General features: G+C 63.8%; 19 protein-coding genes and 1 pseudogene. 11 read left to right on the top strand and 9 right to left on the bottom strand.

What is annotated here, in order from left to right:
- Positions 1-154 precede the first annotated feature (154 nt).
- Positions 155-328, bottom strand: coding sequence for a hypothetical protein (locus tag ON34_RS30035; protein WP_157172503.1), 174 nt, complete (start codon positions 326-328; stop codon positions 155-157).
- Positions 329-737: 409 nt separating this feature from the next.
- Here ON34_RS30035 and ON34_RS36490 point away from each other — a divergent pair, with 409 nt between their 5' ends.
- Positions 738-914, top strand: a complete 177-nt coding sequence (locus ON34_RS36490) for a DUF6374 family protein (protein ID WP_157172502.1) — start codon at positions 738-740, stop codon at positions 912-914.
- Positions 915-934: 20 nt separating this feature from the next.
- Positions 935-1,159 (top strand): hypothetical protein, encoded by a 225-nt coding sequence (locus ON34_RS30030; RefSeq protein WP_157172501.1) that lies wholly within the window; start codon positions 935-937, stop codon positions 1,157-1,159.
- A 95-nt stretch (positions 1,160-1,254) separates the two neighbouring features.
- Here the strand turns inward: ON34_RS30030 and ON34_RS30025 are convergent, their stop codons facing one another.
- Positions 1,255-1,920, bottom strand: coding sequence for a hypothetical protein (locus ON34_RS30025; protein ID WP_040785984.1), 666 nt, complete (start codon positions 1,918-1,920; stop codon positions 1,255-1,257).
- Positions 1,921-2,140: 220 nt separating this feature from the next.
- Between ON34_RS30025 and ON34_RS30020 the strand changes: the two genes are divergently transcribed.
- The 6 genes from ON34_RS30020 (at position 2,141) to ON34_RS29995 (ending at position 10,838) form a co-directional block, all read left to right on the top strand.
- Positions 2,141-2,533 (top strand): hypothetical protein, encoded by a 393-nt coding sequence (locus ON34_RS30020; RefSeq protein WP_245548268.1) that lies wholly within the window; start codon positions 2,141-2,143, stop codon positions 2,531-2,533.
- Positions 2,533-3,141, top strand: a complete 609-nt coding sequence (locus ON34_RS30015; protein ID WP_040785983.1) for a hypothetical protein — start codon at positions 2,533-2,535, stop codon at positions 3,139-3,141. The genes ON34_RS30020 and ON34_RS30015 overlap by 1 nt, the downstream gene beginning before the upstream one ends.
- Positions 3,142-8,532, top strand: coding sequence for a putative T7SS-secreted protein (locus ON34_RS38230; RefSeq protein WP_051023338.1), 5,391 nt, complete (start codon positions 3,142-3,144; stop codon positions 8,530-8,532).
- A gap of 2 nt (positions 8,533-8,534) precedes the next feature.
- On the top strand, positions 8,535-8,819 hold the full coding sequence (locus tag ON34_RS30005; RefSeq protein ID WP_040785980.1) for a DUF6881 domain-containing protein: 285 nt from the start codon (positions 8,535-8,537) through the stop codon (positions 8,817-8,819).
- Between the two features lie 316 nt (positions 8,820-9,135).
- Positions 9,136-10,131: an endonuclease/exonuclease/phosphatase family protein gene (locus ON34_RS30000; protein ID WP_040785978.1), complete on the top strand. Its 996-nt coding sequence runs from the start codon at positions 9,136-9,138 to the stop codon at positions 10,129-10,131.
- Between the two features lie 86 nt (positions 10,132-10,217).
- Positions 10,218-10,838, top strand: a complete 621-nt coding sequence (locus ON34_RS29995; RefSeq protein ID WP_083889901.1) for a P-loop nucleotide/nucleoside kinase family protein — start codon at positions 10,218-10,220, stop codon at positions 10,836-10,838.
- 4 nt (positions 10,839-10,842) lie between these two features.
- Here ON34_RS29995 and ON34_RS33935 read toward each other — a convergent pair whose 3' ends face one another.
- Positions 10,843-11,772, bottom strand: coding sequence for a dihydrodipicolinate synthase family protein (locus ON34_RS33935; RefSeq protein ID WP_157172500.1), 930 nt, complete (start codon positions 11,770-11,772; stop codon positions 10,843-10,845).
- Positions 11,773-12,082: 310 nt separating this feature from the next.
- Between ON34_RS33935 and ON34_RS29985 the strand changes: the two genes are divergently transcribed.
- Together ON34_RS29985 and ON34_RS36485 are read left to right on the top strand one after the other, a co-directional pair.
- Positions 12,083-12,616: a DUF4365 domain-containing protein gene (locus ON34_RS29985; protein ID WP_157172499.1), complete on the top strand. Its 534-nt coding sequence runs from the start codon at positions 12,083-12,085 to the stop codon at positions 12,614-12,616.
- Complete coding sequence (locus ON34_RS36485) at positions 12,606-13,826, top strand: hypothetical protein (protein WP_157172498.1); 1,221 nt, start codon at positions 12,606-12,608, stop codon at positions 13,824-13,826. Before ON34_RS29985 ends, ON34_RS36485 begins: the two co-directional genes overlap by 11 nt.
- A 222-nt stretch (positions 13,827-14,048) precedes the next feature.
- Here the strand turns inward: ON34_RS36485 and ON34_RS29980 are convergent, their stop codons facing one another.
- The 5 genes and pseudogenes from ON34_RS29980 to ON34_RS38685 all read right to left on the bottom strand — a co-directional run.
- Positions 14,049-14,462: a hypothetical protein gene (locus ON34_RS29980; protein WP_040785974.1), complete on the bottom strand. Its 414-nt coding sequence runs from the start codon at positions 14,460-14,462 to the stop codon at positions 14,049-14,051.
- A 183-nt stretch (positions 14,463-14,645) separates the two neighbouring features.
- Positions 14,646-15,086, bottom strand: coding sequence for an NUDIX hydrolase (locus ON34_RS29975; protein ID WP_040785972.1), 441 nt, complete (start codon positions 15,084-15,086; stop codon positions 14,646-14,648).
- Between the two features lie 6 nt (positions 15,087-15,092).
- On the bottom strand, positions 15,093-15,389 hold the full coding sequence (locus tag ON34_RS29970) for a hypothetical protein (protein ID WP_040785970.1): 297 nt from the start codon (positions 15,387-15,389) through the stop codon (positions 15,093-15,095).
- A 66-nt stretch (positions 15,390-15,455) separates the two neighbouring features.
- Complete coding sequence (locus tag ON34_RS29965; protein WP_373291989.1) at positions 15,456-16,451, bottom strand: IS3 family transposase; 996 nt, start codon at positions 16,449-16,451, stop codon at positions 15,456-15,458.
- 31 nt (positions 16,452-16,482) lie between these two features.
- Positions 16,483-16,677, bottom strand: a pseudogene (locus ON34_RS38685) (transposase); the annotation flags it as partial.
- 335 nt (positions 16,678-17,012) lie between these two features.
- Here ON34_RS38685 and ON34_RS29960 point away from each other — a divergent pair.
- On the top strand, positions 17,013-17,366 hold the full coding sequence (locus ON34_RS29960) for a hypothetical protein (protein ID WP_157172496.1): 354 nt from the start codon (positions 17,013-17,015) through the stop codon (positions 17,364-17,366).
- Positions 17,367-17,508: 142 nt separating this feature from the next.
- On the opposite strand, the gene ON34_RS29955 is transcribed toward ON34_RS29960, so the two are convergent.
- A complete protein-coding gene (locus ON34_RS29955; RefSeq protein ID WP_040785965.1) occupies positions 17,509-18,723 on the bottom strand; it encodes an IS110 family RNA-guided transposase in 1,215 nt (404 codons plus the stop codon).
- Between the last annotated feature and the right edge of the window lie 215 nt (positions 18,724-18,938).

Here is an 18,938-nt window from a genome sequence, read left to right as displayed (position 1 = left end):
GGGGGCCCACAACTGGAACCACCTACCGCACACAGCACGGTCTCCTGGATTCCGCGGGCGCTGAGCCGCCCGAGATCAGCACGCTCGGCCGGAGCAACGTGCCGCCGAGGGTGCTGCAACTTTCTCCGCAGGTGCAGACGCCGGGACCCAGTAGTCACAGCAGCCCGGGGCTGGTGAGCACCAGGATCGTCAATGACATGGCCGCATAGAATTCGCCGCCACCGAGGGTGACACAGTTCGGCACGCTCTTCCCACCGACGTGCCCGACGGCGCCGGCCACCAGTGCAACGATGACTGCTACCAGAAGCGCAATGGTCATCAGCAGCACCCGAACCACCAGCACAGCAGCTACACCCGCACAAAGCGGCTGATCACCGGCACAGCCGCGCCACACGCCGATCGACTACCCGACGACGATTGGATCCGCCTGTTCCTGGACCAGGTCAACAGTGTCAGAGCAATGCTCGAAGCCGTAGCTCGGCTATAACCGCGCGGCTGAGCCTGTCACCTGACGCTGCGGGCCGGTACACAACGCTGCGTGCTCGTCCCTCCCGCAAGGGGCTGAGGACGAGGGGTGTACTTGTTCGGGCGGAATCCGAGACAGTTGGCCATCGACGCCTCCAACCATTACATCTGCACCGCGGGAGGATCGCCGCCGTTCATGCCGTGGGCCTCGAGGGGCGGCAAAGGCATGCGTCGGTCTAGAACACTTGTTCGATCGACGGTAGGGTCGGGCTATGCCCGAGTTAAGTCGACTCGATTTCGCCAAGATGCAGGTAGAGGACGTACGCCGCCAGCTGCTCGATGCCGCCGCGTTCGGCAAGTTCGTCACACCGGAACAGCTGGAAATCATGGCGCGCAAGCTCGCCGAGGGCCTGCGCATCTACACCGAGGCCACCCAGAGCAAGGAATGACCGGAGCCGACGATGAGCTGATGACTGCCGACCAACAGGCACTTGTCCGCGCGGTGGTCGACGCGATCAACACGGCGACGCGGGAGGTCACGGCCGTCGAACTCGCTGGGTATCTGGCCGGGCGAATCGCACCGGCGCCAAGTCCGGGAGATGTGGCGGCAGTGATGCGGATTCTCGCGCTGCCCGCCGTCGCGTTCCGGCGCGGCGAGTCAGGAATATCGTGCTCGCGCGGATGCTGGACGTGATGGAGGCCGCGGCGGGAGGTGAGGATTACTCCCCGCCGTCGGCGGAGACGGATTCGCGCTACTGACCGGGTGGAACCGATGTGGTGGCGCGCGCGTCAGAGAATGCATGACACCAGAGTTGCGTCCTGCGCCGAATCCTGAACCGCCGCTGAACGGCGGCCCTCCCGCAGCAGAGTCTGCCCGGATTTGGGCTGATTTCCTCCGCCAACTCTCCAGCCCTCATCGAACCACACCCGATGCCGGTGCAGGTGGCGGTGGCGGTGGCGGTGGTGGTGACAATATGGCGCGGTGATTGCCCGATCCGTCGGCCGGTCGAGCACTCGGGGCGCTTTCATCCGAGTAGAAACCAGGGTCACCAGTGGTTGGTGACGCAGTGGCTGCGCTGATAACGGGGCGCGGGACTGGGTAGCCGGGGCCGTCGATGCCTTAAGGCTCCAGTAGTAGAGGTGGCGGGGCTCGGTGCCCCAGGGTTGGTTGATAATCCGCCGGGCAACCGTGGCGAGTCTGTAATCGATGCCGATGTAGTTGCCGCGGAACCCGACGCCGTAGATGTCGCCTTGGCGGGCGTGGATGGTCGGGATGTCCAAGCGGTACTGGATGGAGGCGGCGGTGAGGAGGGGCTTGATGTGCCGCTGTGCCAGACCAAGGTCAGGGCGCCGTTGGTTTAGTCGAGGCTGCAGAAGTGCGACGTAGGCGTTAGTGATGTGCAACCATCCGGCCGGTCCGATATCCGCTAGAGGTGGCCAGCCGTCCTGCACCATGAGCAGCCCTGTTTCGGCTGAGCGCGCCCTCCCCGGCCGGTGCGGACTCTTCGCTACGAGCACTCAGGTGAGGAGGGCGGTATGTCTCGGTGCTCCGGATCGATCGAAGCACGCTTGTGTGCACAGATCATGTTCGGGGCACGGCGGGGCGGCGGGTGTCCGAAAGTCTTGTTGATGCAATGGTATTGCCGTGGGCGCGGTGAGTGAGGAACGCTTGTTCGTGTCGATCGAGGAGGCGGGGAGCGGTTGTGGTGTGTTGCGGTCGGAGATCGCCGCGTTCTATGCGGGTTTCGGGCAACCCGATGTGCTGCATGCAGCGTTCTTGAATGCGGTCTTGGTGGTGGGTGTGAGCGACGGTAACCGGTTGATCGTCAGTGAGTTCGGTGGTGTTGATTGGGTGTGCGCGTTCACCAGCCTTGAGGAGTTCGCTGGCTACATGGTCGCGCGCGGTGTCGCCCAGGAGCGCGAATACCGGTACCACACGCTGTTGGGTAGGCGGATTGTGGAGGAGTTCACGGCGCGGTGTGTGCGGCCGACGGGCGTGGTGATCGATATCGCGGGAGCGGCGCCGATGGCGTTCCCGCCGGTTCTGCCTGGTGTAGGAGGTGGTTGATGGGTGACAACCTCGATGTTGATCCGCAGGTGCTGGTGCAAGCGGCTGAGGGGATCAACGGGATCATCGGTGAGTTGTCGGATTTGGGGGTGAAGGAGACCGGCGCGAGCGGGCGTGGTTTTTCGTTGGTGGCGCTGTCGCCGATGCAGGCTGGTCGGCAGAACGTTCAGGTGGCGCTGGAACGGTTTGCCGAGCGCTGGTCGTGGGGTGTGCGGCATTTGGTGCAGGCGGGTAACGAGATCGCCAAGGTCTTGGGTTTGGCCGCGGGCCGCTATCACATGATGGACCAGGCGGCGTCGGACACGATGAAGCAGATGTGGACGCATCTGGTCGGCAACCCGCATCTGTCGGGTGATGAGATCAAGGCCCGGTCCTGGCAGGACACTCTGGCAGACAACGGGATCAATCACATCCGCAACGCCGATTACAGCGCCGCTTCGCTTGATGAGGCGATGACCAAGATCGGCACGAATGTTCAGGTGGTGCAAGCGGTCGGGCCGCAGGCTCTGGCGAATCTGGGCAGCTACGGCACCGGCGCGCAGGCCGGGTGGAATACCGGTGCCGCGCAGCAGGCCGCGGCCATCACGCAACCAGGGGGAGGCTCGTAGGTGGGGATCGGGTTCGACAAATTCCTCAACAGTGTCGGCAACGCGGTAGAGGGTGTCGTCGAGGCGGGTGTCGAGGCGGCGGGGCAAGCCGCCGACGCCGGTTTGGACGCGCTGGCTTCCGGTGCCCGCGAGGTCGGTGCCGATGGCGTGGCGGAGTCCCTGGATGATCTCGGTGATCGGATCGCGTCTGCGACCGGCGGTCAGGTCGATGAGCGCGAACTCGGTGAGACCCGCGATCCGAAGGAGCTGATTCGTGGGGATCCCTCGGCCATCCACGACGCTGCGGACGCGTTGCGGACGATGGGCGCCAGCATCGATTCCACGGGTGATGCGCTGCGCAGGATCGACACCGCGAACTGGACCGGTTCGGCGGCGGATGCTTTCAACGTGGTCTTCGACAAGCAGCCGAAGTTGTGGTGGGACGGCGCCGACGCCATGGCCAAGGCCGCGTCAGCGTTGGATGGCTGGTACAGCGAAGTCGTTGCCGCGCAAGCCAAAGCAGCGGATGCGATCGCGAAATGGGACGACGCCGACGCTGAGGAGCGCACGAAGAAGAACGAGTGGAACGCGCTGTCGGACAGCCAGAAATCCCGTCGCACACTGACCGACACCTGGACTCCGATCCGCAACGCCGCGCGCGACATCCTCAAGGGCGCACGTGCGCAACGTGACAACGCCGCCGCCACGGCAGCGAGCAAGCTGCTCGATGCGGCGTCGACCGCGCCGACGCAGCCGCCGGTCACCGAACGTTGGTCGAACAATCTCAGCGACCTGGCCGACATCTACCGGCACGGCAAGCAGAGCTTCGATTCCGGCGTGCTGACCAGCCTGAGCTCCATGGTGCAGTTCGTTCGCGCGGTCAATCCCTCCGACACCTACAACCTCACGCATCCAGCCGAGTACCTGTCGAGCATGTCGAGTCTGGGCACCGGTCTCGTGGTGGCCGCAGCCGATCCGGGTGCGGTGGTGTCGTCGGTGGTGTCGGACGCACGCCGCAACCCGTTCGAGTTCGCCGGCAGCATCACCGGTGACGCCCTGTTGACTGCGGCGACCGGCGGCGCGGGTAGCGCAAAGACAGCCGCCACCGCGGTCAACAAGATCGACGACGCTGTGCGCCTCACCGACCGCGCCACCGAACTCGGCACCCGCATGCCCACACCGGCTGCCCGCGACATTCCGACACCCGGCCATGACACACCGGCACCCACCACGCAACCGGCCCTCCACACCAGCCCAGAACCGCCCTCCCACACCTCCACAACCAACACCACCGGTGACCACCCCGCCGAACCCGGGCACCCAGAATCACCACCGCAGCAAGCACATCCGGACACCGCAACCACACCGGACACCGACACCACATCGCCTCACGCCGATCAGGACACCACTCCCGCCCCGCACCCCGGCGAACCCGAACCCGCACCACATCGATCCCAGGATTCCGCAGCCCCGACACACCCGAACCCGGACCCCTCGCCTCGGCATGCCGACACCGACACTCCGGCACACCCCGACGCGGACCGCCCACCAGCCCCAGCGCACCCCGGCTCCGAACCCGGGCACCACGCCGATACCGGCCCCAACCCACCGGCGCATCACGACTCACGCGGCGTTGCCGATCATGCCAGCGACACCGACACCCATCCCGGCGGCCACGACCAACCCGCCCCCCACCACGAACCCCACGACAGCACGCCCACCGATCCGACACCGCAACAGCGCGCCGAGGCCGACCACAACGCCTACGACCGTGCGCAGGACTCCAGCCACGAAACCGATCGGACCCCGGAACAGAAGACCTGCACCGACGACCCGGTCGACATCGCGACCGGCGAATTCCTTCTCCCGGAAACAGACCTCGACCTCCCGGGTGTCTTACCGATGGTGTTGCGGCGAACGCATCGCTCCAACTACCGATTCGGTCGCTGGTTCGGGCCCTCGTGGTCCTCGACGCTGGACATGCGGGTCGTGGTGGAACATCAGGGTGTCACCTTCCTCGGTGAGGACGGGATCATGCTCGCCTACCCGCACCCCGAACCCGGCGTCGCCGCCGAGCCGGTAGCCGGCGGACAACGCTGGACACTGACCCGCACCGACACCGGCGGGTACCGCGTCCACGATCAGCAGCGGGAACTGATCTGGCACTTCGCCCCCGAACCGACGCTTGCCGGGTTGGAGTCCCGGCTGGGCAATTACGCCATCTCCGCGATCACCGACCGCCACCACAACCGAATCCGCTTCCACTACAACAGCGACGCGCAACCGGTCGCGGTGTCGCATTCCGGCGGCTACCAGATCAGCATCGACACCGCGGCAGGACGCATCACCGCACTCTCGGTCCATTCCACCACCGCTGACGAAGGCGCGACGCGTGTGAGGGAGTTCGATTACGAGGCCGGGAGCCTGGTCACGGTCCGCAATGGTGTCGGTGCGACGATGCGTTACACCTACGACGACGTGCACCGGCTGATGTCGTGGACCGATTCCAATGGCAACCAGATGGTCAACACCTACGACGAGGCCGGGCGCGTGGTCTTCCAGCGCGGCACCGGTGGGGTGTTGAACACCGACTTCGCCTACCTCGACTTCGCCGACGCCACCGGGCGTCTCACCACCGTCACCAACTCCCTCGGCGCGGTCACCAGCCATGGCTTCGACCGCGACCTGCAACTACGGGACCTGATCGACCCTCTGGGTGGGCGCACCCGCATCGCCTACAACGCCGACCGCAAACCGCTGCACGTCACCGCCGCCGACGGCACGACAACCAGCTACCGATACACCGTCGACGGTGACATCGCGACCCTGACTCGCCCGGACGGCCGCTCCCTCACTGTCGACTATCTGTGGCGCAACCGGCCGGTCACCATCACCCGCCCCGACGGCACCGTGTGGCGCCAAGAATGGGACCGACACGCCAACCTGATTGCCGCCATAGATCCGGTCGGCGCCCGCACCGAATACACCTATCACCCCAACGGTGCGCTGGCCACGATCACCCAACCCAGCGGCGCCCGAACCGTGATCGAGGTCGACCCAGCTGGGCTGCCGATCCGCGTCACCGATGCCCACGGCGCGATCACCCGTATCGAACGCGACGCCTTCGGCCGCGCCACCGCAGTGACCGACCCCCTCGGCGCCACCACCCACTACCACTGGTCACCCGACGGAAGGCTGCTGCAGCGTACCGACCCCGACCAGCACACCGAAACCTGGACCTACGACGGCGAAGGCAACGTCCTGACCCACACCAACCGCGCCGGTGAAACCACACGCTTCAGCTACGGCGCCTTCGACCTCCTAGTGGCACGAACCGAACCCGACGGATCCACCACCCGCTACACCTGGGACACCGAACGACGCCTCACCACCGTCACCAACCCGCTCGGCCACACCTGGAGCTACACCTACGACCCGGCCGGGCGGCTGATCGCCGAAACCGACTACAACGGCGCCACCACCCGCTACACCCACGACCCCGCCGGACGCGTCACCACCATCACCACACCGACCGGCATCACCCGCCACCAAACCCACGACACCCTCGGTCGCCTCACCGAAATCGCCTCCGACACCGGCGACTGGGTCCGCTACACCCACGACCCCGCCGGCCGGATCCTCACCGCCACCACCGGCATCAACGAAACCCTCCTCCACACACTCGCCTTCACCTACACCCCGACCGGCGCGCTCGCCACCGAACAACTCGACGACCGACCGGTCACACGCCATGAATACGACCACCTCGGTCACCGGATCCGCCGCACCAGCCCCACCGGCGCCACCACCACCTGGACCCACGACCTCACCGGCCGCGTCCGCTCCCTCACCACCGGCCACCACCAGCTCAGCTTCTCCTACGACCCACTCGGGCGCCTCACCCGTTGGCAGACCGGCGAAATCGCGGTCGCGCTCGACTTCACCGCGGGTGGTCGCCTCGCCCACCAAACCGTCACCGCATACCCGACCACCTCACTCGACCTGGGCCCCGCGACAGCGACCCGCCCCAGCCCACGGCTGCTACGCCACGACGAATACACCTACCGCCCCGACGGATACCTCACCCACCACACCCTCCACCACCTCGGAGCGCAGCCGCAACGCCACGACTACCGCCTCGATGCCCTCGGGCGCGTCACCACCATCACCCAGGACAACGCCGCCACCGAGCGCTACACCTACGATCCGCTGTCCAACATCACCAGCTCAGCGCTCCCCGAGACTGTCGGTCCTGAGCCCGCACCACCACATGCGGTTTCGCACCATCGCGTCGACCCGGCGGCCGGGCGGGAGTACCGAGGCAATCTCCTCATCCGTGACGGCCGCACCCGCTACCACTACGACGCGGCCGGTCGGCTGATCCGTAAGACCACGACCCGGCCCTCGCGCAAACCCGACATCTGGCACTACCGCTACAACAGCTTCGACCAACTCACCGATGTCTGGACCCCCGACCAGCAATGGTGGCACTACACCTACGACGGCATCGGGCGCCGCACCACCAAACAACACCTCGCCACCGACGGCACCGTCCTCGAACGCACCGACTACACCTGGGACGGCACCCGCCTCATCGAACAAACCAGCGGCGACGCCACCACCCGTTGGGAACACCAACCCGGCTCCCACACCCCGATCACCCAAACCACCGACCAAACCAGCGTCGACCGCGAGTTCTACGCCATCATCACCGACCTCGTCGGCACCCCCACCGAACTCATCAACCCCACCAGCGCCGACCCCGCGGCGACCGCGACCACCGACCTGTGGGGGCGCACCCACTGGAACGGCCACACCGACACACCGCTGCGCTACCCGGGCCAAATCCACGATCCCGAAACCGGACTGCACTACAACCTGCACCGCACCTACGACCCCGCCACCGGCCGCTACCTCACCCCCGACCCCCTCGGCCTTGCTGCCTCCCCCAACCCCAGCACCTACCCCCACAACCCCACCACCTGGACCGACCCCCTCGGCCTCATCCCCAACGAATGCGCCAACACCCCACCCAGCAACCCCCACAGCCCCGCACCCGCCGCCCCCACACCAAGTACTCCGCACAGCCTCTACCACTACACCAACCAAACCGGCCACGACGCCATCCTCGAAAGCCAAGAACTGCGGCCATCACTCCGCGACCACAACCCCAAAGACGCCCGATACGGCGACGGCCAATACCTCACCGACATCCAACCCGGCACCCGCACACCCGCCCAACTCTCCGCAGCGTTCCTGCGCGTACCCTGGGCCGGGCAGAAGTTCTCCCACTTCCTCGAAATCGACGTCACCGGACTCACCGTCATCCAAGGCAGACCCGGCGTCTTCGTCATCCCCAACACCGAACCCCTCGACCTATCAGGACGAATCATCCGATCGGGAAGGAACTGAGCATGCGGTACGTGAAAGTCACCTGGCACCACGACTTCCCCGACGAACCCATCCACTACTTCCACGAAGTCGGCGAGGACAACTACGAAACACGCCGCGTCCAAACCTACCGCGACGGCCACACCGAATGGGCCGACGAAACCCACGAAACCCCCACCGCCGGCGTCGCCGAAATCCCCATCGCACCCATAGAAGAGATCACCAGCCAACCAGAATTCGACGCCGAAGAGATCACCCAGGAAGAATTCGAACAACAGTGGACAAAAGCGCGACAGACACCCCACTGAATCACGGGCACTGACCAGATCGTCGATATCTTTAGAAATGATCGCGCTCTACGATTTCTGTCGTACCTGATGTCGCCTCTGACGCTGCGAGCCTGGGAGGACTCGAACCCTCAACCCCCGCGTTCGAGAAGCCCTGATCGGCGATCCGATGTCGCCGGTGAATCTGCTCGTCGCCTGCCGATTCACGCCACGTCATAAGCTCGTTTCTTGATGTTCAGCACTTCGTGACCTCGGACGATCGTGTTATCGATCCGCCGACAGCCGCGGTCGCTTACCGTTCGAAGGTCAGGACTCTTCTGCGAGGAGGTGTGGCCGCATGTCGACAACGCTGTACGTCGCGTGGTGGAACGTGGAGAATTTGTTCGACCACAAAGACGCCCCCCGGACCGACAAACTCCAGCGCGTTCTACAGAACGATCTGAAGAACTGGACCGTCACGATCCGGGATCAGAAGATCAGCCAGCTCGCCTCGGTCATCGCGCAGATGAACAACGGCGCCGGACCCGACCTTCTCGGGGTCTGCGAAATCGAGAACGAAACCGTCGTGCAGCTGCTGGTCGACAAGGTCAACACCCTGCTGCCGGCTGCGCGTAGCTACAAGATCGTGCACGCCGACACCAGCGACGAACGCGGCATCGACGTCGCGTTCATCTACGACACCACCCTGCTCGAAGTCCCGGAGCCGGTGACGGATTCGGTGTTCTTCCATGTGGTGATGCGCCGCAACGCCACCCGCGAGATCGTCCAAGTCACCTTCACCACCAAGACCGCTACCCCTCGAACGTGGGCGGTGTTCGGTAACCACTGGCCCTCGCGCCGCGGCGGAGCCGAAGCCTCCGCCGGCTACCGCGCCATCGCCGGGGAAACCCTCGCCTACTTCCACCAACGCGTCCTCGAAGTCCACGGCCCCGCGACTCCGGTGCTGGTGATGGGCGATTTCAACGACGAACCGTTCAACACCTCCCTCGACACCCACGCGCTCAGCCGCCGCCAACGCGAACTCGTCGTCAACGGCGACAACCCTTACCTGTGGAACCTCGCCTACCCGCTGCTCGGCTCCCCGGACGGCACCTTCTATTTCGAGAATCAACCGAACATGCTCGACCAGTTCCTGGTCAACAAGAACATGGCCAAAGCCACTTCGCCGATCAAGGCTGATCCCGCGGCCGTGCACATCGTCCGCTTCCCCGGGATGACCTCCACCGGCCGCTACAAATCACCCATCCCGTTCAAAGGACTCGGCGACACCACCGCCAACCCGGCCGGGTTCTCCGATCACTTCCCCATCGCCACCACGGTGACCCTCAGCTGAGGTTCTACGTTGCTGCGCAGCGGAATACACCAGTAACGCGCCATCGGGTCCGGCACCCGGTCACGGCATTGTGGTGGACTGGACGCATGGCAGATGATCACCAAGCGCCCAGGGGCGGTGTTCGGGAGCCGGTACGAGTGGTGCTACGCGAGGCGGTCGCCGGGCTGCGTGAGTGTGGTGCTGTGGTGGTCGCCGGGTTCCCGGCGTCCGGGAAGTCGACGGCCGCGGCGTATCTCGCGGGTGTGTTGCGTGCGCCGGTGTTGGACAAGGATCGGTTCACGCCGTTGCTGGAGGAGTCGGTCATGCACCAGCTGACCGGCGATCGGCACGATCGTGACTCCGACACCTACCGCACGCTCGTCGGACCCGGCATCTACGACGGGCTGATCCGGACCGGACTCACCGTCGCCGCCACGCACCCGGTGGTGCTGGATGCCCCGTTCCTGTCCACCATCCGCCAAGCCGCCGCGGCCGGCATGATGTTGAGTGATCACCTGCGCGCCTACACCGGGCTTGCGGAATCGGTTCCGCTGGTGACGATGTGGCTGGATTCGGCCGCGCCGGTGATCCGAGCGCGGATGATCGCGCGCGGCGCCGAACGCGACACCCCCAAGCTGGCCGACTGGGAAATCTACCGCAAAGACGTTCTCGACAGCGGAGTCCGCGACCTCGCCCACAACTTCTGCGACTTCGTCATCGCCACCTGAACGGTCACACGCTCCCAGGGGTGGCGATTGAACGCCGAGAGGCGCGCAACGTCTCGATCGCGGGCAGCGTCTCATCGTGCAGCAACCGGTCGATGCCGAGGCGCTGCTGCGCATCTGCGGCGATCAGCGGCGCCCGCACCGCCAGCGGGAACCCCGGTAGCCGCGCTGCGGTCGCGGCCTTGGCAAACGCGATGTCCGACAACCCCATCGCCTTGCGGGTGTCGCTGTAGGTGTCGAAGACCCGCTGCCAGCGGCTCGCAGAGGCTTCATCGCCAGCAGCGGAGGCTGCGGTGATCGCGACCGGCAGCTCGGCGACCGGGCCGCCGGCGCCGGTGACGATCCCGTCCAGTCCGAGTTCGCCCAGCCGCGCCGGAGCGCGATCATCGCCCACGAACACCGACAGCCACGGACAGGTGGTCTTGTAGGCTCGGGCGACGGCGAGATCCTTGCCGGAGTCCTTGACCCCCATCAACAGTGGATGCTCCCCCGCCAACCGCGCCACCATAGCCGGGGTGACTGGGTTGCCGGTGTGGCGCGGGAAGTTGTACACCAGCCACGGCACTTCGACATCGGCCATCGCCTGCCCGAAGAACTGCTCCACCCCTGACTCGGGTGCGTCGGCGAAGAAATACGGAGCGATCACCGCCAACCCATCGACATACTCCTGGGCATGACGAGCCGCCGCACGAACATCGGCCACCGCCGTCGCACCGACATGCGCAATCAACGTTCCCGCCCACCCACTACGGCAGTGCTCGACAACCGACCGCCGCTCACCCAGGGTGAGGCTGGCGAACTCCCCGCTCGTCCCGTTCACCAAAATCGTGCCCACACCTGCACCGGCGAGCAACTCCAAATAGTCCGTCAACGCCGCGAAGTCCACCGCACCAGAAACCTGAAACGGCGTGACCACAGCAACGATCACAGAATCCACAACGCCCGACCTCCACCGGCTCGACCTGCCACAGCGGCACCCACCCCCTCGCCTGTGCCCTATAGGGCAGGTTGGTAAGCCAGCCCCGGCATGTGCACGCCACCACACACAAGGCCAGCTGTGTTCTCACCCCATGCACGAGGCCGCACGAAAGCTGAACCGCGAGTTCATGAGCGAGAACCGCACAGATCCACTCGCTGCAAACTACCCTTAACACATGGCCAGGTCGGTTGCGAAGCCATTGCAGTAACACGCAACGGTCCTGGGTCGAAGCGTCGTTGTGAAGAGGTTGAGCGAGGTAGGGGGCCGCATGTCCGTCGTTCCAGTTATCGAACGCACGTTCACAGACTGCATGGAGCAACTCCAGGAGGGGTATGTTGCAGGGGTCGCGGCTACCGCTGGATGTACCTGTCAGTTCCTTCCCCGCGACCAGAACGGTGTGGACGCGCTCATCACTCGCCAACCTGATTTACTCCTCGAGGAGGTCAGCATCTTGGTCCAGATGAAGAACACCACGCTGAGCAAGCCTGACCCCTCTAAGGTGACTTTTCCGTATCGCTTCAACACGCGTCGTGACATGCAGATGGTTGCTCAACTCAGGGGTACGCCGAAAAAGATCCTAATCGTGATGTGTACAACGCCAATTCAAGCTGAGTGGACCAAGGCGACACATCAGAATCTTGACATGAAGCACTGCTGCTACTGGATAAACCTGGAAGGAGTGGCTGTGCCGGAGGTTTCCAAGCCGTCAATTAAGATTCCGACGCGAAATGTGTTCGATGCTCTAGCACTCACAAAGATCATGGACAAGCTCGAGGCCGACGGGAATCTCAATGGACTCTGAGTTGGAAGCCGATGAGCGGGCAGCCCTAGAAGATCCGCATCGACTCACCGTGGCCCTCGAAGCAATCGGCTGGCAGTATGCCGGAGGCCGAACGGGCGAGTACGCCCGCCTGCGGGAGCCTGGGGAAGTTTCTCGGCATTCCCAAATGGTCATCGTTCCCCTTGACACCGACTCGCCATCGTATCGCGACGATATGTTAGGTGTTGTCCGTTTTCTGAGTCGAGGTCATTGGTTGGAAACATGGCGTCGGGGAATTTCACCTAAGCTGGTTGTGGGTGCAATGGATGTTCTGAAGTTGCGGAAGGAAACCGGCGCCCCGAAGGGAATGATACCTTGGCGTGAGGGTGAGGATTTCGTGCTTAGCGCACGTAACATCATTCTTTCGGGGGCAAAGTCCTTCAAGGGCAAGCGTCGGCAATACAGAAATCTGTACGGGCAGTTCGCGCACCGGTTTTTGGATACGGTGATGATGGGGCAAACGGAACCAGGAAGCTACGTGCTGTCGGCATACACTCCTACTTCGGAGGCGATCCCATTACATTCTTTGAAAGCTGACACCATCGGAATACCGAACGTCGACTATGCCTATACCAGGGATGTCACCAATGCGATTATCGGCTCCATCGAGGCGGTAACAGATGCATTGCGGCACTTCCGCCGTAGTTCCGACATATCCGGCTTCGTCGACGGCGTCTCAAGCGGAGTATCATACGAATTGACCAAAGCGCTTTCGTCGGCGACTGCGAGCGCAATAGAGTCGAACATTACTTTCGAACTTGCTCAGTATGGCGAGACCGGTGCAGTTCGTAAACGAGAATTTTCTTTTGAATCGGAAGATTCGGAAGTCCTTCGACGTGTGTCGTCTCACCTGATGGAAGACGAATCCGGAAGCCGACGCCACACGATTATCGGTACAGTGCACCTGCTGAGTCGTACGGAGGCTGACCAGCCTGGCACTGTTGGAATAGACGTCGCAAAAGGATATTCCGCAAATAAGGTGCGAGTTACGATTGATAGTGTCGAACAATATCACGCAGCATTGGTTGCGCATGAGGATGGGACGGAAGTGGAGGTCACGGGAAACCTTGAACGAGAAGGGAACTTGTGGCGAATGTACAACGCAATACTGAGACCATATGACGAGGAGGACGAGGCGCCCAAATTTGAACTCCCGGGTTGGCACGGCACACTCGCCGCTGATGAAGGATAGACGTCCAATGCCAGTAGTCCGGCGCCCAGTGCTGAGAGTCGCCCCCGAATACACATGACCGGCATCATCCCCTACGGTCCTTGTGGGCAGTGAGCACCGGATTCTTTCCGAATCGTGCTGTCCAGCTCCCTAATTCGGTAGTGGGGCACCACACCGTCATTGTCCCGAGGGAACGCTTAGGTTGGCGACCGGGGGACGCTCTTGGGCGGCAGAGAGTAATCTTCAGATGCATGCCTCTGCTTTCGTACCCCGCAACCCCTCGACCTCGCGCTTGAGGACGCTTGGCCGGTAACCACAGAAGTAGCCGAGGATTGTTATGACGTCGGCCAGGGGGCCATCATCCTGGTAGATACGTATTTGTTCCGAGCTGCCACGGACTATCCGGATCCCATCACCGCCGATGACGCCTCGCAACGTGGCGCGGCGCTGCACTGCAGTCATCTCGTTGATCATCGCCATGAGTTGAGGCGCACTCTTGACGTGCTCGATCCGGGCGCGACAGAGCAGGTCGCGGGCATAGGAATCGATAAGCCGATAGCCCTTGCCGTTCCAGCGGCCCTGCTCGCCCAGGATCTCGGCTAGCCGTTGGACTCCGCACGGCTTGGTCTGCCAGACGAACAAGGAGAAGTCGGCCACCGCGCCACGCGGGTAGTGAGGCCGCAACGGGGCGGCCCGGATGGCCGCGCTGTGGGTGATGGTCAGCTAGATGACTAGTAGGGACTGCACCATCAACGTAGCCCGCCCGATTTCGGGAGCGGGCTGTTGACGTTGCGGAGACTGTCAGTAGTACCCGTCGGCGCGGCCGACTCGACTATGCGGTCAGCTCTCCCGGTACCGCGCCAGAACCTGCTTCACGGCATCGGTGACAGGCGGTTCCTCGGCCAGGCTGGTCCAGGTGTAGGCGTCGTGTTCGGTCAGTTCCACGGGCTCGGCATGATCGACATCGACGGTGAAGTTGAACTGCCGGCTCTTCTTGCCACTGCCGGACTGGTAGTCGAACTCGCCGAGGTAGTTCGTGATGGCGGTGACGTCGAGGCCGGTCTCTTCCTTGACTTCCCGGATCAGGGCTTGGTCGATGGCTTCGCCGGGATCGACCTTCCCACTCGGAAGTTCCCAGATTCCACCCATGAAATCATCGGCGGGACGTTGCAGCAGGAGGACTTTGCCGCCGTGCTGGACGACGGCACCGACGACGAGTTGTTGCACGTCGTCCCGGTCGGCTTCCCTCGTCAACTTCTCCAGCAGTGTTGTCTCGATCATCGAGCCTTATCCTTTCAGGTCGGCGTGGTGGGTGATCACTTTGTAGAGCGCTTCGATGTAGCGGTCGACGAGCGGCAGGTCCTCGTCACGATGCCAAACGGGGAGCTTGAGAGTTGCGTGGTGCAGCGCTTCCGCCCGCGGGTAGTCACCGGGGGCGTAGGCCAGCTTGCCAGTGAACGCCGGGAACAGCGGATCTGGCTCTTGGAAGAGCGGCAGGAGATTGAGCGGGCAGGTTGATCCGGGCCGGTCGAACTCGCTGCAGCCCTCGGCCTGTAAGGCGGCGTGGAAGCGCTCGACCGGCACATCATCGAAGAATTGACCGTCGTAGAGAATCGTGAGTCTGGGGTTCCCCCGAAAAAGTGGACGCGGTTAGCTTGCTTCGGGGGCGGCGTTGAGGGATCGCTCGTAGTCGATGGGTGGGAGCATCCCGATGGCGGAGTGCCGCCGCTGATGATTGTAGAAGTGCATCCAATCGTCAACTGCGGCAACGAGTTCGGACTTCATGGTGTAGGTGTGCCGGTAGTAGCATTCGTGCTTGAAGCTCGACCACAGGCTCTCCGCGCCGGCGTTGTCCCAGCATATGCCGGTGGCGCCGGCGGAGCGGATCAGGCCGTGGCGGGCGCAGGCGGCAGCGGTGGCTTGCGCGGTGTATTGGGTCCCCCGGTCGCTGTGCAGAATCGTCGATCGGCAGCGACCACCACGCACGAACACCGCCCGGTCCACCGCGGTGATGACGAGCTCGGCGCGCATGTGGTCGGCGACGGCCCAGCCCAGCGCGCGCCGGGAGTGCTCGTCGCGGATCGCGCACAGGAACATGTCACCCTCGCCGCAGGTCAGGTACGTGATATCCGATGACCACACCAGATCCGGGCGGCCGCGGTCGAAGCGGCGCCCGACCAGGTCCGGCGGGAACTCCGCGACCGGATCAACCACGGTGGTGGTCTTGAACGAGCGCGGGCTGATGCCCTCGATCCCGAGATCGGCCATGATCGCCGCGACGGTGTTCTTCGACACCCGCTCGCCCTCGGCGTGCAGGTCGGCGGTGATGCGCGGCGACCCGTAGATACCGTGTGAGGCCCGGTGGTGGGCAAGGATTTTCACTTCCAGATCCCGGCGCCGCTGCAGCCGCGGCGACGGCTCCGGTGCAGCACGCACCTGCAGGAACCGGTAGTAGCCGGAGGCCGAGACGCCGAGCAGTTCGGCCATCCGGCACACATCGTGGTCGGCGCACTCCGCCGCCATGAGCTCGAACCTGCTCACTTTGGATGCCGTGCCGCAAAGTACGCCGAGGCTTTTTCCAGAAACGCGATATCTTTCGCCTGTCGGCCACCTTCGCCCGCAACCTGACCAGCTCGGCACGTTCATCAGCCGAAAGCGATTGGCCCCCAACACCATCCGGTTCTCGGCCACCGGTGCCATTCTGTCCGGCCGCAGCCATCCGGCGCCGCTCGTCACGCACCCACGTATGCAGCAGATTATCGTGCACGTCCAGCTCACGGGCGACCTCACGCACCGAACGACCGGAATCGATCACCCGATGCGCCGCTTCCACCCGATACTCAGGCGAATACGATCGACGCGGACGAGGCATAGGGAACATCCTTCCAGGGACCATCGGTCCCGCTATCTCGGATGTCCACTACTTCAGGGGAACCCCAGAGGAAGGTGGGGGAGGAGTCAGGGGGCGGGTAGACAACCTATCCGCTGGTCACGGCAGTATTTATCCGAATTGGGCGAATCACGTCCCGATCAGTGCTCATACTTGCACTACTGAACAGCAATGCGTCCGTAGCCACCTCTGGTCACTACTTCTGTGACTTGTTCGACCAGGTCTTCACGACGAACAGCGCGGGCATCAGCGCTATCCGGCCGTGTCCGCGCCACTGATTCCTTATACAGCGACCGCACGACCTGAAGGAGGCGCAAGTGACTCGAACCAACATGGAGCTCAAGCAGAAGACCGTGTCTCTGCCGTCGACGCCCCCGTCCCCGGAGGAGCCCGCCGAGCGCGGCGGCAACTACCAACTGTTCAACGACACCGGCATGCATGTCTCGGTGTACCGGCAAGAACGAGACGTACCCAAAGAGCTGTTCGTGCTCGAGCCAGGCCACCACAGCAACTGGTATCAGGGCGGGCACGAGATATTCATCATGTACGTGGAACACGACCAACAGTCCCCCGTCACGTGGCATGGATCGGGTCTTACATTCCAGATCGCCTATCACACCCACGGATACCCGCCACAGAACACAACCACCAACATCAGCTACTTCGGTTAGGCCGAGAGACAACCTATCCGCAGGTAGAGCAGGCAGCGACGGGCTTGATTTTCGCGTATACGCGGCGGGACTGTGGATCTAACGGTGTTTGCGGCCTGACGCGCTGAACGAAGTTCAGCGGGAAGGACTCTCAATGACCGTGTCAAGCGGCAGTGGCGAGCTGGGCGGGGGCTTCGAGGGTGAACTCGCGCCCGTCGCGCAGCAATGCCCATAGAACATCGACGAGTCGTCTGGCCAGGGCCAGGAGTGCTTGAGTATGGATAAGTCGTTCGTTGCGTTTCTTGTGATAGAACCGCCGCGATGGCCCGTCGATGACCTTCAGGCTGGACAGTGCGGCCATGTAGAACACCCGACGTAGGCGCCGGTTGTAGCGTTTCGGGCGATGAAGGTTTCCGCTGACCCGGCCGGAGTCGCGCGGAACAGGCACCAGGCCTGCGTAGGAGGCCAGGCGTCCCGAGTTGGCGAATCTGGTCAGTTCACCGCCGGTCTGGACGAGGAATTCCGCGCCGAGGCTGGGGCCCATGCCGGGCATCGACTCGATGATCTTCGCCCATGGGTGTTGCCGGAACCGGGCCGAGATGAGTTTGTCGGTGTCCTTGATCTCGCGGTTCAGGTCGAGCAGCTTCGCTGCGATACGTTTCACCAGCATGGCGGTGTCGGCCTCACCGGACAGTGTGAGGCTCTGTCCCTCGGCCGCGGCAACCGCGGTGGCAGCGGCCTTTCCGATTCCGGGACGCCAGGCGCCGTGACTGATGAGATGAGCTGTGACGCCGTCGATTCCGGCGGCTCGGATCTCCGCGGGAGTGCATAAGCCGGCGACCAGGATCAGCGATGTTCTGCTCGAGTAGTCGAATGCGGCCTCCAATGCGGGGAAGACTGACCCGAGCAGGGCTCGGAGACGGTTGACTCCGGCGACCCAGTCGGCCATGAGGTCGGCGCGGTAGCTGGTTATCTGGGTCAGTCCGACCACCAACTCATTCGGCATGTCGACCCGGTTCAGGTCCCGCCGCATCCGGGCGGTCTCGGCGATCACCCGCGCATCACGGGCGTCGGTTTTGCCTTCGCCGCGGAAACCTTGAGTCATCGTGCTCACGACCCGGCCTGGCACATATGTCACCGATTGCTCGGTGGCCAGCAAGACGGTGATCAGCAGTAATGCCATCGGGCTGGTCAGATCGATGGCCCACTGCACCTGCGGTGCCGCTTTCACGGCGCGGGCGATCACGGCTTCTATTGCGGCCTGGTCGTTTCCGAGTTTCTGGCTGAACACCGTCTTGCCGGTTTCGTCGACCGCGCATGCGTGATGCGACTGTTTACCGACATCTATCCCGACCCAGATCTTCGGGCGAACGCTCACCCACCTGCTCCTGTCATCGCAGCTAAAGCCCGTGGACAACCCCGCCGGCAGATCCCTAACCAGCGACAACCCGCAGAAGCTCTCAATCAGCGGTCGGAGCGTCCAGCGCGGTGGGGCAGCCAGTCCTTCCGAGCCATAACATCGGCATGCCGTGATCAGCTACACCCCACCGCCCTGGGCATCCAGAGCGCCAGCTCCGGACGACTACGAACTTA

This window comes from Nocardia pneumoniae NBRC 100136 (assembly GCF_000308755.1).
GTDB classification, from domain to species: domain Bacteria; phylum Actinomycetota; class Actinomycetes; order Mycobacteriales; family Mycobacteriaceae; genus Nocardia; species Nocardia pneumoniae.
Note: the sequence above shows the minus strand (reverse complement) of the source record. Positions and strands in the feature narration are given on the sequence as shown.

Bases quoted from the DNA above. Each gene is read 5' to 3' on its own strand.
- ON34_RS29975 (WP_040785972.1), bottom strand. From the start codon at position 15,086: ATGATCGAGACAACACTGCTGGAGAAGTTGACGAGGGAAGCCGACCGG.
- ON34_RS30030 (WP_157172501.1), top strand. From the start codon at position 935: ATGACTGCCGACCAACAGGCACTTGTCCGCGCGGTGGTCGACGCGATC.
- ON34_RS30000 (WP_040785978.1), top strand. From the start codon at position 9,136: ATGTCGACAACGCTGTACGTCGCGTGGTGGAACGTGGAGAATTTGTTC.
- ON34_RS30015 (WP_040785983.1), top strand. From the start codon at position 2,533: ATGGGTGACAACCTCGATGTTGATCCGCAGGTGCTGGTGCAAGCGGCT.
- ON34_RS30005 (WP_040785980.1), top strand. From the start codon at position 8,535: ATGCGGTACGTGAAAGTCACCTGGCACCACGACTTCCCCGACGAACCC.
- ON34_RS29995 (WP_083889901.1), top strand. From the start codon at position 10,218: ATGGCAGATGATCACCAAGCGCCCAGGGGCGGTGTTCGGGAGCCGGTA.
- ON34_RS36485 (WP_157172498.1), top strand. From the start codon at position 12,606: ATGGACTCTGAGTTGGAAGCCGATGAGCGGGCAGCCCTAGAAGATCCG.
- ON34_RS29985 (WP_157172499.1), top strand. From the start codon at position 12,083: ATGTCCGTCGTTCCAGTTATCGAACGCACGTTCACAGACTGCATGGAG.
- ON34_RS36490 (WP_157172502.1), top strand. From the start codon at position 738: ATGCCCGAGTTAAGTCGACTCGATTTCGCCAAGATGCAGGTAGAGGAC.
- ON34_RS30025 (WP_040785984.1), bottom strand. From the start codon at position 1,920: ATGGTGCAGGACGGCTGGCCACCTCTAGCGGATATCGGACCGGCCGGA.
- ON34_RS29965 (WP_373291989.1), bottom strand. From the start codon at position 16,451: ATGAACGTGCCGAGCTGGTCAGGTTGCGGGCGAAGGTGGCCGACAGGC.